This is a genomic window from Streptomyces sp. NBC_00659, assembly GCF_036226925.1.
In the GTDB taxonomy this organism is placed as follows: domain Bacteria; phylum Actinomycetota; class Actinomycetes; order Streptomycetales; family Streptomycetaceae; genus Streptomyces.
Genome location: NZ_CP109031.1, coordinates 2,779,822 through 2,792,212, shown reverse-complemented (window position 1 = coordinate 2,792,212; position 12,391 = coordinate 2,779,822). Strand labels below are relative to the sequence as shown.

Here is a 12,391-nt window from a genome sequence, read left to right as displayed (position 1 = left end):
CCGGCCACCCGTGTGCCGCGCGTCGGCCGAGCGGGCGGCCGGGCCGAGCCGACCCCGGTGGAGGACAGCGATGCAGCACCTCGTACCCGCCCATGTCCGGTCCCAGCCCGGAACCCGGTCCCCGGTACCGGCCGCCCGCCCGGCCGTCGACGCGGAGGCGCTCGCGGTGCTGCACCGCGCCGCCCGGGCGCTGATGGCGGGGCTGCCCGAACTCGGCGAACGCCTGGTGGACCTCCTGGTGGCGCGTGAACCCGCGTACCGCGCGGCCATGGAGGCGGACGCGGACAGTGTTCGCGACGAGGTGCGGCGCTCGCTGCGGCTCAACGTCGGATCCCTGATCCAGCCCGGCGAACTGCGCGAGGCCGCCCACCGCTGCTCCTGGGCCATCGGCAGGGCCCGCGCCGAACGCGGCCTTCCGCTGGACGCCCTGCTGCGCGCCTTCCGCCTGGGCGGCGGCATGATCTGGCAGGAGCTCGTCGACGAGACGACCCGCCGCCACCCCTCCGACGCGCGCCTGCTCGTGCATGTGGCCGCCGATGTCTGGAACTTCGTCGACGACCACTGCGCCGTGGCCGCCGACGCCTACCGCCAGACCGAGCGCGAGCTGATGTGGCGCAGGGAGAACCGGCTGCGGCTGATGACGGCCGCGCTCCTCGACGGCACCGCCCGGATCGCCGATCTGCCGGCCACGGCCGCCGCCCTGGGGCTTCCCGAACACGGCCGGTACGCGGTGGTGCTGGCCCGCCTGCCGTCCGGTCGCGCCTTCACGGACGTACGCGGCCAGGTGAGCCTCTCCGGCCTGCGGGTCCTCTGGTACCGCGACCGCGACCGGGACGGTGAGGGCAGCTACGGCATCGTCCTGCTCGGCGACCGCCCCCACGACGGGGAGCAGCCAGGCCGCGGCCACGACAGCGGGCTCCTCGGCGCGGGCCACGGGCCGGGCTCCGCTCCGGCGGCCGGGGCGGGTCCGGACGGCGCGGACGGCCGGGGAGGGGAGCACCCCGGGACGCACGGGCCCGACGTGGACGCCGGGGAGATCGCCCGCCGGCTGACCGCCCCGCCGGTGGCCCGGGTCGGAGTGAGCCCGGTCGTGGAGGGGCTCGCGGCGATCGGTGACGCCCGTCGCCTGGCCGACACGGCATTGCGGGCCTGCCCGCGCGTCGGCGGAACCGTCGTACTGGAGGAGCATCTGCCCGCCGCGCTCGTCGTCTCCTCTCCGGTCCTCGGCGCGGCACTGTCGGAGCGGGTTCTCGGGCCGCTGCTGCGGCTGGACCTGTCCGACCGGGACATCATGCTCGACACCCTCACGGTCTGGCTCGCCTGCGACGGCTCCGCCCAGCGGGCCGCGGGCCGCCTCTACTGCCACCGCAACACCGTCCTGAACCGGCTGCGCCGCTGCGAACAGCTCACCGGCCGCTCCCTGACCCGGCCCGCGGACGTCGTCGAGCTGTCCCTGGCCCTGGCGGCGCATTCTCTGCTCGATCCGTGACCTGCCCGCCGGGTCGCCTGCCCGCAGGGTCGCATCTCCTTGTCTCCCCTCTCCGCCGGGCCGCCGGGCCGGTGGACAGGCCTCCGCGAGGCGTTCGGCGCGCCGACCTGCGGCGCGCCGAACCCCGGCTGACCGACGGCCGACGGGAGGACGGACGGCGGCCGACCACCGGTGACCGGAAGGTTCCCGAGCCTCGGTGAAGCGGGCCTCGGCGGCCGGGCGACGCGGGGGCCGGCGGTCCGGTGACGCGGGTCCTCGCGGGCAGGTGATGTGGGGCCGGAGCGGGCCGGGGTTCTCAGATTCCCAGCTGTCTCGCCTCGTGGAGCTTGGTGATCGCGTCCTTGTCGCCGTCCAGTTCGACGTCCGCCACGTCCTGCCGGCCGAACGCGAACATCAGCAGCTCCGAGGGCTCGCCGGTCACCGTCACCACCGGCGTTCCCTTGTTCAGCACCGTCGTCTGGCCGTTCGGGCGGCGCAGGACCACACCCGTCGGAGCGCCGCGGCCCATCAGCCGGGCCGTTCGGTCCAGGCGCGACCACAGGGCCTCCTGGAACACCGCGTCCAGCTCGCGCGGTTTCCAGTCCGGCCGGGCGCGTCGCACGTCCTCGGTGTGGACGTAGAACTCCACCACGTTCGACGCCTCGTCCACCTGCTTCAGGGTGAACGGGGAGAACCGCGGCGGCCCCGTACGGATGAGCCGGATCAACTCCTCGTAGGGCTTCTCGGCGAACTCCGCCATCACCCGCCCCAGACGGGGCGCGAGCTGCTTGACGACGAGACCGCCGGCCGCGTCGGGGCGGCGCTCGCGCACCACCACGTGCGCGGCGAGATCCCGGCTGGTCCAGCCCTCGCACAGGGTGGGGGCGTCCGGTCCCACGGCTTCCAACAGATCGGCCAGAAGGAGCCGTTCGCGCTTCGCATGGGTCGACATGCCAGCCAGCCTACGACCGGGCGGTCGCCCCGCCCAGTGGAGAGCGCGGCGCGGCCCGCCGCTCCCGCCTGTGGACGGGCGCGGAGGTCCGGCCTGTGGACAACGGCCGGGCGGGACGGTCCGGCGCGGCACAATGGCACCCATGACCAGCACGCCTCCCGCCAGCAGCCTGGACCCCGAGATCGCCGCCCGCCTCAAGCGCAGCGCCGACGGACTCGTCCCCGCCATCGCCCAGCAGTACGACACCGGTGAGGTGCTGATGCTCGGCTGGATGGACGACGAGGCGCTGCACCGCACCCTCACCACGGGCCGCTGCACCTACTGGTCGCGCAGCCGCCAGGAGTACTGGGTCAAGGGCGACACCTCCGGCCACTTCCAGCACGTCAGGTCCGTGGCCCTGGACTGCGACGCCGACACCCTGCTGGTGCGCGTCGACCAGGTGGGCGCCGCCTGCCACACCGGCGCCCGCACCTGCTTCGACGCCGACGTGCTGCTGAAGGACGGCGCCGACAGGACCGAGGACACCGATTCCGGCGCACCGGCCGGGAATCAGTAAGGTCAGCCGCCATGGATCTCGAGACGTTCCGCAAGCTGGCCACCGACCGCCGTGTCATCCCCGTCAGCCGCAAACTGCTCGCGGACGGCGACACGCCGGTCGCGCTCTACCGCAAACTGGCCGCCGAGCGCCCCGGCACGTTCCTGCTCGAATCCGCCGAGAACGGCCGCACCTCCCTGTCCTGGTCCCGCTACTCCTTCGTGGGCGTCCGCTCCGCCGCGACCCTCACCGAGCGGGACGGACAGGCGCACTGGCTCGGCACCCCGCCCGTCGGCGTCCCCGTGGACGGCGACCCGCTCGCGGCCCTGCGCGCCACCATCGAGGCGCTGCACACCCCGCAGGGCGAGGGACTGCCCCCGTTCACCGGCGGCATGGTCGGCTATCTGGGCTACGACATCGTGCGCCGCCTGGAGAAGATCGGCCCCGGCGAGCGGGACGACCTGAAGCTGCCCGAGCTGACCATGCTGCTCACCAGCGACCTGGCCGTCCTGGACCACTGGGACGGCTCGGTCCAGCTGATCGCCAACGCGATCAACCACAACGACCTCGACACCGGCGTCGACGAGGCGTACGCGGACGCCGTCGCCCGCCTCGACGCCATGGAGGCCGACCTCTCGCGTGCGGTGTCCCAGCCGCCCGCGGCGCTCCCGCCCTCCGAGCTCCCCGAGTACACCGCGCTCTGGGGCGGCCCCGACTTCCAGGACGCCGTCGAGGACATCAAGGAGCGCATCCGGGCGGGCGAGGCCTTCCAGGTCGTCCCCTCCCAGCGCTTCGAAACCCCCTGCACCGCCAGCGCGTTGGACGTCTACCGCGTCCTGCGGGCGACCAACCCCTCGCCGTACATGTACCTGTTCCGCTTCGACGGCTTCGACGTCGTCGGCTCCTCCCCGGAAGCCCTGGTCAAGGTCGAGGGCGGACAGGCCATGGTGCACCCCATCGCGGGCACCCGGCCGCGCGGGGCGACCGTCCAGGACGACCAGGCCCTCGCCGACGAGCTGCTCGCCGACCCCAAGGAGCGCGCCGAGCACCTCATGCTCGTCGACCTGGGACGCAACGACCTCGGACGGGTCTGCGAGCCCGGCTCCGTCGAGGTCGTCGACTTCATGTCCATCGAGCGGTACTCGCACGTGATGCACATCGTCTCCACGGTGACCGGCCGGGTCGCCGCGGGCCGTACGGCTTTCGACGTGCTCACCGCCTGCTTCCCCGCCGGAACCCTCTCCGGCGCGCCCAAGCCGCGCGCGATGCAGATCATCGACGAACTGGAGCCGTCCCGGCGCGGGTTGTACGGCGGCTGCGTCGGCTACCTGGACTTCGCCGGCGACTCCGACACCGCCATCGCCATCCGTACGGCCCTGCTGCGCGACGGCACGGCCTACGTCCAGGCCGGCGCCGGCATCGTCGCCGACTCGGTCCCGGCGTCGGAGGACGACGAGTGCCGCAACAAGGCGGCGGCCGTGCTGCGCGCCGTCCACACCGCGAACCGCCTCGGAAACTAGGGCCGCGCACGACGGGCGCGTGCGGGGCCGGCCGGGGCCACCGGACCGGCTCGCGCGGTCCGGTGGCGGGCAGTTGGAGCAACGCCCGGCGTACGGCCCCGGCCGCGCCCGGGGCCGTACGACCCGTGCGAACCGCGCCCGAACGGAGCGAATAGGACGAGGCTCACGTAACCCCGGCTGACGGTTCGCCCGGGGTTCAGGCGATAGTGGGGTCTGTGACTGCTGTACCTCACCCCCGATCCGAAGCCGCGGGACCCGCCCGGTCCGGCCGCCGCAGCCTTGCCGTGACCCTCCTGAGCGGCGCGCTCGGCGCGGCCGTGGCCCTGCTGTCCACCCGGCAGAGCTGGGCGACGGGGACCGCGACCGTGGCCGGCGGAGCCTTCCCGCTGACCGCCAAGGGCAGCGACGTCACGGGTGTGCCCGCGGCGCTCGCGATAGTCGGCCTCGCCGCGCTCGTCGCCGTCTTCGCCGTCCGCCGCTCCGGCCGCTTCCTGGTTTCCGCGCTGCTCGCGCTCTCCGGCGCCGGCATCGTCGTCGCCTCCGTCCTCGGCGCGGGCGACAGCTCCGCCCTCGACGAGCGGGCCGCCGCCGCCTCCGGCAACACCGCCGCCACCGCGGCCGGGATCGGCCACACCGTCTGGCCGTACGTGACCGCGGCGGCCGGCGCGCTCATCCTGCTGGCCGGGCTGCTCGCGCTGCGCCACGGCCGCTCGTGGCCCGCCATGTCCGGCCGCTACGAGCGGGACGGCAGGCCCCGGCCCCGCAAGGCCAAGCCGGTCGACCCGGACCGTCCCGAGGACCTCTGGAAGGCACTCGACCGCGGCGAGGACCCCACCGGCCCCGACCCGGCCGGGACCTAGGTCCGTAGTCCAGGGGTCCTGGGCCCGGGTCCTCCGCCGTGACCCGGGCGGACCGGCACGCGAGGAGTGACCCCCCGCTCACGGCGGACCCGTGCGTACGGGACAATGGGCGGTGAGTGTCCGACTCACACACGCATACAGCAACGAGGAGCAAGTCATGGCGGGCAGCAGCCACGGTCACACCCCGGCCGCCTGGACCGGTGTCATCATCGCCTTCATCGGTTTCTGCGTCGCGGGTGCCTTCATGGTCAAGGCCGAACCGCTGGGCTTCTGGGCCGGCATGGTCGTCGTCGTCCTCGGCGGTGTCGTGGGCATGCTCATGCGGAGCATGGGCCTCGGCCAGCCGAAGGCCGCCCCGCACCCCGCGAACACGGCGCGCTCGACCGTGGGCGCCGACGCCTGACCCACTGAGGCTGTACGGAAGGCGGCCCCGGCACACCTGCCGGGGCCGCCTTCCGCGTACCCGGGCGAGCGCCCGGCCCGCGAGCGAGGCAGAATGCGTCGCGTGAACGCCGAAACCCGGAGGGTGACGCGGACCGTGCCGGACGCGGCGCGGCGGCTGGCCGTTCCCGGCGGGCTGCTCGCGGCCGTCGCCGGGGCCTTCGCGTACGTCGGGGCCGTCGACCCCAATCAGCCCGGCCACTATCCTGTCTGCCCGCTGCTGCGCCTCACGGGCCTGTACTGCCCCGGCTGCGGCGGTCTGCGCAGCGCGCATGCCTTCGTGCACGGGGACCTCGCCACGGCGCTCACGGACAACGCGCTCGCCGTCGGCGGCTACCTGGCGTTCGCGGTGCTGTGGGCCGTCTGGGTGATCCGCGTGGTGCGCGGACGCCCGGCGCGGCTCGATCTCGGACCGGTCCATCTGTGGAGCCTGGGCGCGTTGACGCTGGTCTTCACCGTGGTCCGGAACCTGCCGTCCGGCGGCTGGCTGCATCCTTGATCAAATGACAAATGTCCAGGTAATGGGACCGGCGTCAACCGGATGCGAGGGCTACGCCGTCCTCCGGATACCATCGCAGTGACCCGACTTATCCGTCAGGGACGGTTGAACCCGGGTCCGCTCGACCGCTTCAACCGTCCACCGCAGGGAAGGGGGCCGCTCGCGTGAGTGTGCTCGACGAGATCATCGACGGAGTCCGTGCCGACCTCGCGGAGCGGCAGGCGCGCGTCAGCCTCGACGAGCTCAAGGAGCGCGCGGCGAAGGCTCCGGCGGCCAAGGACGGCGTGGCCGCCCTGCGCGGTGACGGCGTCAAGGTCATCTGCGAGGTCAAGCGGTCCAGCCCGTCCAAGGGCGCGCTCGCCGCGATCGCCGACCCCGCGGCCCTGGCCGCCGACTACGAGGCGGGCGGCGCGGCCGTCATCTCCGTCCTCACCGAACAGCGCCGCTTCGGCGGTTCGCTCGCCGACCTGGAGGCCGTCCGCGCCCGCGTGGACATCCCGGTGCTGCGCAAGGACTTCATCGTCACGTCGTACCAGCTGTGGGAGGCCCGCGCGTACGGCGCCGACCTGGCCCTGCTCATCGTCGCGGCCCTCGACCAGCCCGCCCTGGAGTCCCTCATCGAGCGCGCCGAGTCCATCGGGCTCACGCCGCTGGTCGAGGTGCACGACGAGGACGAGGTCGAGCGCGCGGTGGACGCCGGCGCCAAGATCATCGGCGTCAACGCGCGCGACCTGAAGACGCTGAAGGTCGACCGCACGACCTTCGAGCGGATCGCCCCCGAGATCCCGGACCACCTCGTCAAGATCGCGGAGTCCGGTGTCCGCGGCCCCCACGACCTCATCGCGTACGCCAACGCGGGCGCCGACGCGGTCCTGGTCGGCGAGTCCCTCGTCACCGGCCGCGACCCGAAGACCGCCGTCTCCGATCTGGTGGCCGCGGGCGCCCACCCCGCCCTGCGGCACGGACGGGACTGACCTGCCGGTGTCCGCCCCGACCCTCGCCCCCGCCGTACCCCGTCCGGGCCAGTGCCCCGACGGGGTACCGGCGCGCGCGGGGTCGGCCGCTCCGGTTCCGGCCGGCGCGTTCCCGAGGGCGCGGGCCGGATCCTCCGGGCCCGGGGCGGAGGGCGAGGGCCCGATACCGCCCTTCGCGCACCACCCGCTCCCCGGGGATCCGTACGGGCGCCCGTACGTGCCCTCCGCCGCCGTGCTCCCGGTGCCTTCGGCGGCCCGTGACCCCTACGCCCGTCTCGCCCGCGGCTGCCGGCCGCGCGGCTGCCGTGCGCCGGCGCGCCGCGTGCACGGGCGCCGGGTCCGCTACGTCATCGGCGACGAGCCGGGTCAGGTCAACGGCATGCGATGGCCCGAGCGCGTACGCGCGCTCACGCCCTCCCCGGTCCGGTCCACCTCACGGGTGCGCCGGACCGAGTCCGCCGGACCGGTGGACCGGACCGTATCCACCGCACACGTGGACCGGGCCGAGTCCACGGCATAGGCGGACCGGGCCGCATCCACCCCGCACAAGGGACCGAGCCGGAATCCGGCACACCCCGGTCCTCGCGACGGTACGTCCGTCGGGTGCGCGGCCGGACCCGCGGCAGGGCGGGCGGAGTCACCGGCGAACGCGCCGGTGACGACGGAGCGCGGGTATGTCCGGCTTCCGTGACCTCTGTCCGATCCCGTAACCGGGGCTGTCGCCCCTGTGAGGTGTCCGCATGCCCAGCGAGTTCTTCATTCCCGACCCCGACGGTCAAGTCCCCACCGCCGAGGGCTATTTCGGCGCGTTCGGCGGCAAGTTCATCCCGGAGGCGCTGGTCGCCGCCGTGGACGAGGTCGCCGTCGAGTACGACAAGGCGAAGGCCGACCCCGAGTTCGCCCGCGAGCTCGACGACCTGCTCGTCCACTACACCGGACGCCCGAGCTCCCTCACCGAGGTGCCGCGCTTCGCCGAACACGCCGGCGGCGCGCGGATCTTCCTCAAGCGCGAGGACCTCAACCACACCGGCTCGCACAAGATCAATAATGTGCTCGGCCAGGCCCTGCTCACCCGGCGGATGGGCAAGACCCGGGTCATCGCGGAGACCGGCGCCGGCCAGCACGGCGTCGCCACGGCCACCGCCTGCGCGCTCTTCGGCCTCGAATGCACCATCTACATGGGCGAGATCGACACCCAGCGCCAGGCGCTGAACGTGGCCCGGATGCGCATGCTCGGCGCCGAGGTCATCGCGGTGAAGTCCGGCTCCCGCACCCTGAAGGACGCCATCAACGAGGCGTTCCGCGACTGGGTCGCCAACGTCGACCACACCCACTACCTCTTCGGCACCGTCGCCGGCCCGCACCCCTTCCCGGCCATGGTCCGCGACTTCCACCGCGTCATCGGCGTGGAGGCCCGCCGCCAGATCCTGGAGCGCGCCGGACGGCTGCCCGACGCCGCCGTCGCCTGCGTCGGCGGCGGCTCCAACGCCATCGGCCTCTTCCACGCCTTCATCCCCGACAGCGGCGTACGCCTGATCGGCTGCGAGCCCGCCGGGCACGGAGTGGAGACCGGCGAGCACGCGGCGACCCTGACCGCCGGCGAGCCCGGCATCCTGCACGGATCACGGTCGTACGTCCTCCAGGACGAGGAGGGCCAGATCACCGAGCCCTACTCGATCTCGGCCGGACTCGACTACCCCGGCATCGGCCCCGAGCACTCCTACCTCAAGGACAGCGGCCGGGCCGAGTACCGCGCGGTCACCGACGACGCGGCGATGCAGGCCCTGCGGCTGCTCTCCCGCACCGAGGGCATCATCCCGGCCATCGAGAGCGCCCACGCGCTCGCCGGGGCCCTGGAGGTCGGCAAGGAACTGGGCAAGGACGGGCTGATCGTCGTCAACCTGTCCGGGCGCGGCGACAAGGACATGGACACGGCCGCCCGCTACTTCGGCCTCTACGACAACGGCGTCGACGCGGTCGTCGCCGCGGACGCCGACAGCGAGAACGCCGAGATCGAGGGGGACGCCAAGTGAGCGGCAACATCGAGCTGTTGAGCGCCACCCTCGCCGGCGCCAGGGCGGAGGGGCGATCCGCCCTCATCGCGTACCTGCCGGCCGGCTTCCCGACCGTCGACGGCGGCATCGCGGCGATCAAGGCCGTCTTCGACGGCGGCGCCGACATCGTCGAGGTCGGACTGCCGCACAGCGACCCCGTCCTCGACGGCCCCGTCATCCAGACCGCCGACGACATCGCCCTGCGCGGCGGCGTCAGGATCGCGGACGTGATGCGGACCGTCCGGGAGGCCTTCGAGGCCACCGGCAAGCCCGTCCTCGTGATGACGTACTGGAACCCGATCGACCGCTACGGCGTCGAGCGCTTCACGGCCGAGCTCGCCGAGGCGGGCGGCGCGGGCTGCATCCTGCCCGACCTGCCCGTCCAGGAGTCTGCCCTGTGGAGGGAGCACGCCGAGAAGCACGGCCTCGCGACCGTCTTCGTCGTCGCGCCCAGCAGCAAGGACGCCCGGCTCGCCGAGATCACCGCGGCCGGCAGCGGCTTCGTGTACGCGGCCTCGCTGATGGGGGTCACCGGAACCCGGGCGTCGGTCGGGAACCAGGCCCAGAACCTGGTGGCGCGTACGAAGGCCACCACCGAGCTGCCCGTCTGCGTCGGCCTCGGCGTCTCCAACGCCGAGCAGGCCGCCGAGGTGGCCGGCTTCGCCGACGGAGTGATCGTCGGCTCGGCGTTCGTGAAGCGGATGCTGGACGCCCCGGACGAGGCGGCCGGCCTCGAAGCCGTACGGGAGCTCGCGGCCGACCTCGCGAAGGGTGTGCGCACGACGGCGTGACGCGACGGAGCGGATCCGCGCGGATCGGCCCGGTCACGTCCGCGCGGATCAGCCCCGTCACGTCCGCGCGGACACGATCGGGTGGATCCGCTCCGTACACGACTGGGGTAATCCGTGCGTAACGGACAATCCGCTCACCCGAACGAGTGGACCTTGGACCGGGGAGGCGCGCTGTGCCTTCCCGGTTCGTTCTGCCGGATGTGAGCGAGAAGAACCGTGACGGAAAGCGCAACGCCCGCGAGCGGCTGGCGGTCGAGCGAGAGAAGCAGAAGGCCGCGGACAAGCGCCGGCGGGCGCTGATCGTGGGGGCGTCGGTGATCTGCGTCCTCGGCCTGGCCGCCGTGATCGGCGTGGTGGCCGCCAACTCGGGCAAGGACAAGAAGAGCGACACGTCGGGTCCGGTCGTGTCGCCCTCGGGCGCCACCGGCAAGGACAGCCTCGCGATCCCCGTCGGCAAGGACGGCGCCAAGTCGACCCTCACGGTGTGGGAGGACTTCCGCTGCCCGGCCTGCCAGGCCTTCGAGGCGGCGTACCGCCCGACGATCAAGGAGCTGACCGACTCGGGGGAGCTGAAGGTCGAGTACCACCTCGTCACCCTGATCGACGGGAACATGGGCGGCAGCGGTTCCCGCAAGGCCGCCAACGCCGCGGCGTGCGCCCAGGACGCCGGCAAGTTCCGCGAGTACCACGACGTGCTGTACGACAATCAGCCCAAGGAGACCGACGACGCCTTCGCCGACAACGCCAAGCTGATCGAGCTCGCCGGCAAGGTCGACGGCCTGGACACCCCGGCCTTCCGCACATGCGTCAACGACGGCACCCACGACAGCTGGGTCCAGAAGTCGCACGCCGCGTTCCAGGCCGGCGGCTTCTCGGGCACCCCGACCGTGCTCCTGGGCGGCAAGAACATCTACGCGGACCAGTCGATGACCCCCGCCAAGCTCAAGCAGATGGTGCAGGACGCCAACAAGGGCTGAGCCGCTTCCGCGTGCTCCGGTGCCCCCGCCTCCATGGGCCGGGGGCACCGCACGTTATGGACCCGTTGCGGGGCTGCCCGTCGTGGGTGGCGTCCGGCACGGTAGCGTCGACCTTGCCATGGAACTTGCCTACATTCCCAGCCCGTCGCACGGTGTGCTGCACCTCGGCCCCATTCCGCTGCGCGGCTACGCGTTCTGCATCATCATCGGCGTCTTCCTTGCCGTCTGGCTCGGCAACAAGCGCTGGATCGCCCGCGGAGGGCGGGCCGGCACGGTGGCCGACATCGCGGTCTGGGCCGTGCCGTTCGGCCTCGTCGGCGGCCGGCTCTACCACGTGATCACGGACTACGAGCTGTATTTCAGCGAGGGCCGTGACTGGGTGGACGCCTTCAAGATCTGGCAGGGCGGGCTCGGCATCTGGGGCGCCATCGCCCTCGGTGCGCTCGGCGCCTGGATCGGATGCCGCCGACGCGGTATTCCGCTTCCCGCCTGGGCCGACGCCGTGGCACCCGGCATCGCCTTCGCCCAGGCGTGCGGGCGCTGGGGCAACTGGTTCAACCAGGAGCTGTACGGCAGGGCCACGGACCTTCCGTGGGCGCTGCACATCACGTCCTCCACGGACGGGCGCGTCCCCGGCTACTACCACCCGACCTTCCTGTACGAGTCGCTGTGGTGCGTCGGCGTCGGATTCCTGGTCATCTGGGCCGACCGCCGCTTCAAGCTCGGCCACGGGCGCGCCTTCGCCCTGTACGTCGCCGCCTACTGCGTCGGCCGCGGCTGGATCGAGTACATGCGCGTCGACGACGCCCACCACATCCTGGGCCTGCGTCTCAACGACTGGACCGCGATGGTGGTCTTCCTCCTCGCGGTGGTCTACATCGTGATCTCGTCCCGGCTGCGTCCGGGCCGGGAGGAGATCGTGGAGCCCCGCGCCGACGAGGAAGCGCCCGCCGCGGACGACGAGACCGCCTCCGCCGAGGACGCGGCGGACAAGGACGCCGACAAGACCGGGGACAAGGCCGAGGCCGAGACCGGGAGCGGCCGCGAGGGCACGGGCAAGGGCGAGGACGGGACCGAGGGCGACTCGGTCGACCTCGGCAAGGAGACCGTCACCGAGTCCGCCACGTCCTCGAAGTCCGCCACGTCCTCGGAGTCCGCCGGGTCCGCGTCCGCGGCGGAGTCCGAGAAGGAGTCCGGCGAGGAGTCCGAGGCCGGGTCCGGTGACCGGTCTGTGGCTCGCGACGAGGCCGGGTCGGCCAAGAAGGGCTGAGTTCTCCCCGTACGACGAAGGGGCGCCGCGTCCGGGACGCGGCGCCCCTT

At 73.1% G+C, this 12,391-nt stretch carries 13 protein-coding genes; 12 read left to right on the top strand and 1 reads right to left on the bottom strand.

The window, feature by feature from the left end:
- Positions 1 to 70 precede the first annotated feature (70 nt).
- The gene (locus OG410_RS12160; protein WP_329299140.1) at positions 71 to 1,489 is read left to right on the top strand and encodes a PucR family transcriptional regulator; all 1,419 of its coding nucleotides are present in this window, start codon (positions 71 to 73) and stop codon (positions 1,487 to 1,489) included.
- A 295-nt stretch (positions 1,490 to 1,784) separates the two neighbouring features.
- Here OG410_RS12160 and OG410_RS12155 read toward each other — a convergent pair whose 3' ends face one another.
- Positions 1,785 to 2,420 (bottom strand): TIGR03085 family metal-binding protein, encoded by a 636-nt coding sequence (locus OG410_RS12155; protein WP_329299139.1) that lies wholly within the window; start codon positions 2,418 to 2,420, stop codon positions 1,785 to 1,787.
- Between the two features lie 142 nt (positions 2,421 to 2,562).
- Here OG410_RS12155 and hisI point away from each other — a divergent pair, with 142 nt between their 5' ends.
- The 11 genes from hisI to lgt all read left to right on the top strand — a co-directional run bounded on the left by hisI (position 2,563) and on the right by lgt (position 12,341).
- Entirely contained in the window at positions 2,563 to 2,976 is a 414-nt protein-coding gene (hisI, locus tag OG410_RS12150) for a phosphoribosyl-AMP cyclohydrolase (RefSeq protein ID WP_329299138.1), read from the top strand.
- An 11-nt stretch (positions 2,977 to 2,987) separates the two neighbouring features.
- On the top strand, positions 2,988 to 4,475 hold the full coding sequence (locus OG410_RS12145) for an anthranilate synthase component I (protein WP_329299137.1): 1,488 nt from the start codon (positions 2,988 to 2,990) through the stop codon (positions 4,473 to 4,475).
- Positions 4,476 to 4,681: 206 nt separating this feature from the next.
- Complete coding sequence (locus tag OG410_RS12140) at positions 4,682 to 5,335, top strand: TIGR02234 family membrane protein (protein WP_329299136.1); 654 nt, start codon at positions 4,682 to 4,684, stop codon at positions 5,333 to 5,335.
- Positions 5,336 to 5,492: 157 nt separating this feature from the next.
- Positions 5,493 to 5,738: an HGxxPAAW family protein gene (locus OG410_RS12135; protein WP_326788346.1), complete on the top strand. Its 246-nt coding sequence runs from the start codon at positions 5,493 to 5,495 to the stop codon at positions 5,736 to 5,738.
- 93 nt (positions 5,739 to 5,831) lie between these two features.
- Positions 5,832 to 6,275 carry a DUF2752 domain-containing protein gene (locus tag OG410_RS12130; protein ID WP_329299135.1) on the top strand — a complete coding sequence of 148 codons (444 nt, stop codon included), beginning with the start codon at positions 5,832 to 5,834 and terminating at the stop codon, positions 6,273 to 6,275.
- A 164-nt stretch (positions 6,276 to 6,439) separates the two neighbouring features.
- The gene (gene trpC, locus OG410_RS12125; protein ID WP_329299134.1) at positions 6,440 to 7,249 is read left to right on the top strand and encodes an indole-3-glycerol phosphate synthase TrpC; all 810 of its coding nucleotides are present in this window, start codon (positions 6,440 to 6,442) and stop codon (positions 7,247 to 7,249) included.
- 7 nt (positions 7,250 to 7,256) lie between these two features.
- Positions 7,257 to 7,769 (top strand): tryptophan biosynthesis modulator TrpM, encoded by a 513-nt coding sequence (trpM, locus tag OG410_RS12120; RefSeq protein WP_329299133.1) that lies wholly within the window; start codon positions 7,257 to 7,259, stop codon positions 7,767 to 7,769.
- A gap of 220 nt (positions 7,770 to 7,989) precedes the next feature.
- Positions 7,990 to 9,282, top strand: coding sequence for a tryptophan synthase subunit beta (gene trpB, locus OG410_RS12115; protein ID WP_329299132.1), 1,293 nt, complete (start codon positions 7,990 to 7,992; stop codon positions 9,280 to 9,282).
- Complete coding sequence (trpA, locus tag OG410_RS12110; RefSeq protein ID WP_329299131.1) at positions 9,279 to 10,094, top strand: tryptophan synthase subunit alpha; 816 nt, start codon at positions 9,279 to 9,281, stop codon at positions 10,092 to 10,094. Before trpB ends, trpA begins: the two co-directional genes overlap by 4 nt.
- A 200-nt stretch (positions 10,095 to 10,294) precedes the next feature.
- The gene (locus OG410_RS12105; RefSeq protein WP_329304097.1) at positions 10,295 to 11,071 is read left to right on the top strand and encodes a DsbA family protein; all 777 of its coding nucleotides are present in this window, start codon (positions 10,295 to 10,297) and stop codon (positions 11,069 to 11,071) included.
- 118 nt (positions 11,072 to 11,189) lie between these two features.
- Positions 11,190 to 12,341, top strand: a complete 1,152-nt coding sequence (gene lgt, locus OG410_RS12100) for a prolipoprotein diacylglyceryl transferase (protein ID WP_329299130.1) — start codon at positions 11,190 to 11,192, stop codon at positions 12,339 to 12,341.
- Positions 12,342 to 12,391: the final 50 nt, after the last annotated feature.

Excerpts from the sequence above, each read along its gene's own strand:
- OG410_RS12160 (WP_329299140.1), top strand. The coding sequence starts at position 71 with ATGCAGCACCTCGTACCCGCCCATGTCCGGTCCCAGCCCGGAACCCGG.
- OG410_RS12155 (WP_329299139.1), bottom strand. The coding sequence starts at position 2,420 with ATGTCGACCCATGCGAAGCGCGAACGGCTCCTTCTGGCCGATCTGTTG.
- hisI (WP_329299138.1), top strand. The coding sequence starts at position 2,563 with ATGACCAGCACGCCTCCCGCCAGCAGCCTGGACCCCGAGATCGCCGCC.
- OG410_RS12145 (WP_329299137.1), top strand. The coding sequence starts at position 2,988 with ATGGATCTCGAGACGTTCCGCAAGCTGGCCACCGACCGCCGTGTCATC.
- OG410_RS12135 (WP_326788346.1), top strand. The coding sequence starts at position 5,493 with ATGGCGGGCAGCAGCCACGGTCACACCCCGGCCGCCTGGACCGGTGTC.
- OG410_RS12130 (WP_329299135.1), top strand. The coding sequence starts at position 5,832 with ATGCGTCGCGTGAACGCCGAAACCCGGAGGGTGACGCGGACCGTGCCG.
- trpB (WP_329299132.1), top strand. The coding sequence starts at position 7,990 with ATGCCCAGCGAGTTCTTCATTCCCGACCCCGACGGTCAAGTCCCCACC.
- lgt (WP_329299130.1), top strand. The coding sequence starts at position 11,190 with ATGGAACTTGCCTACATTCCCAGCCCGTCGCACGGTGTGCTGCACCTC.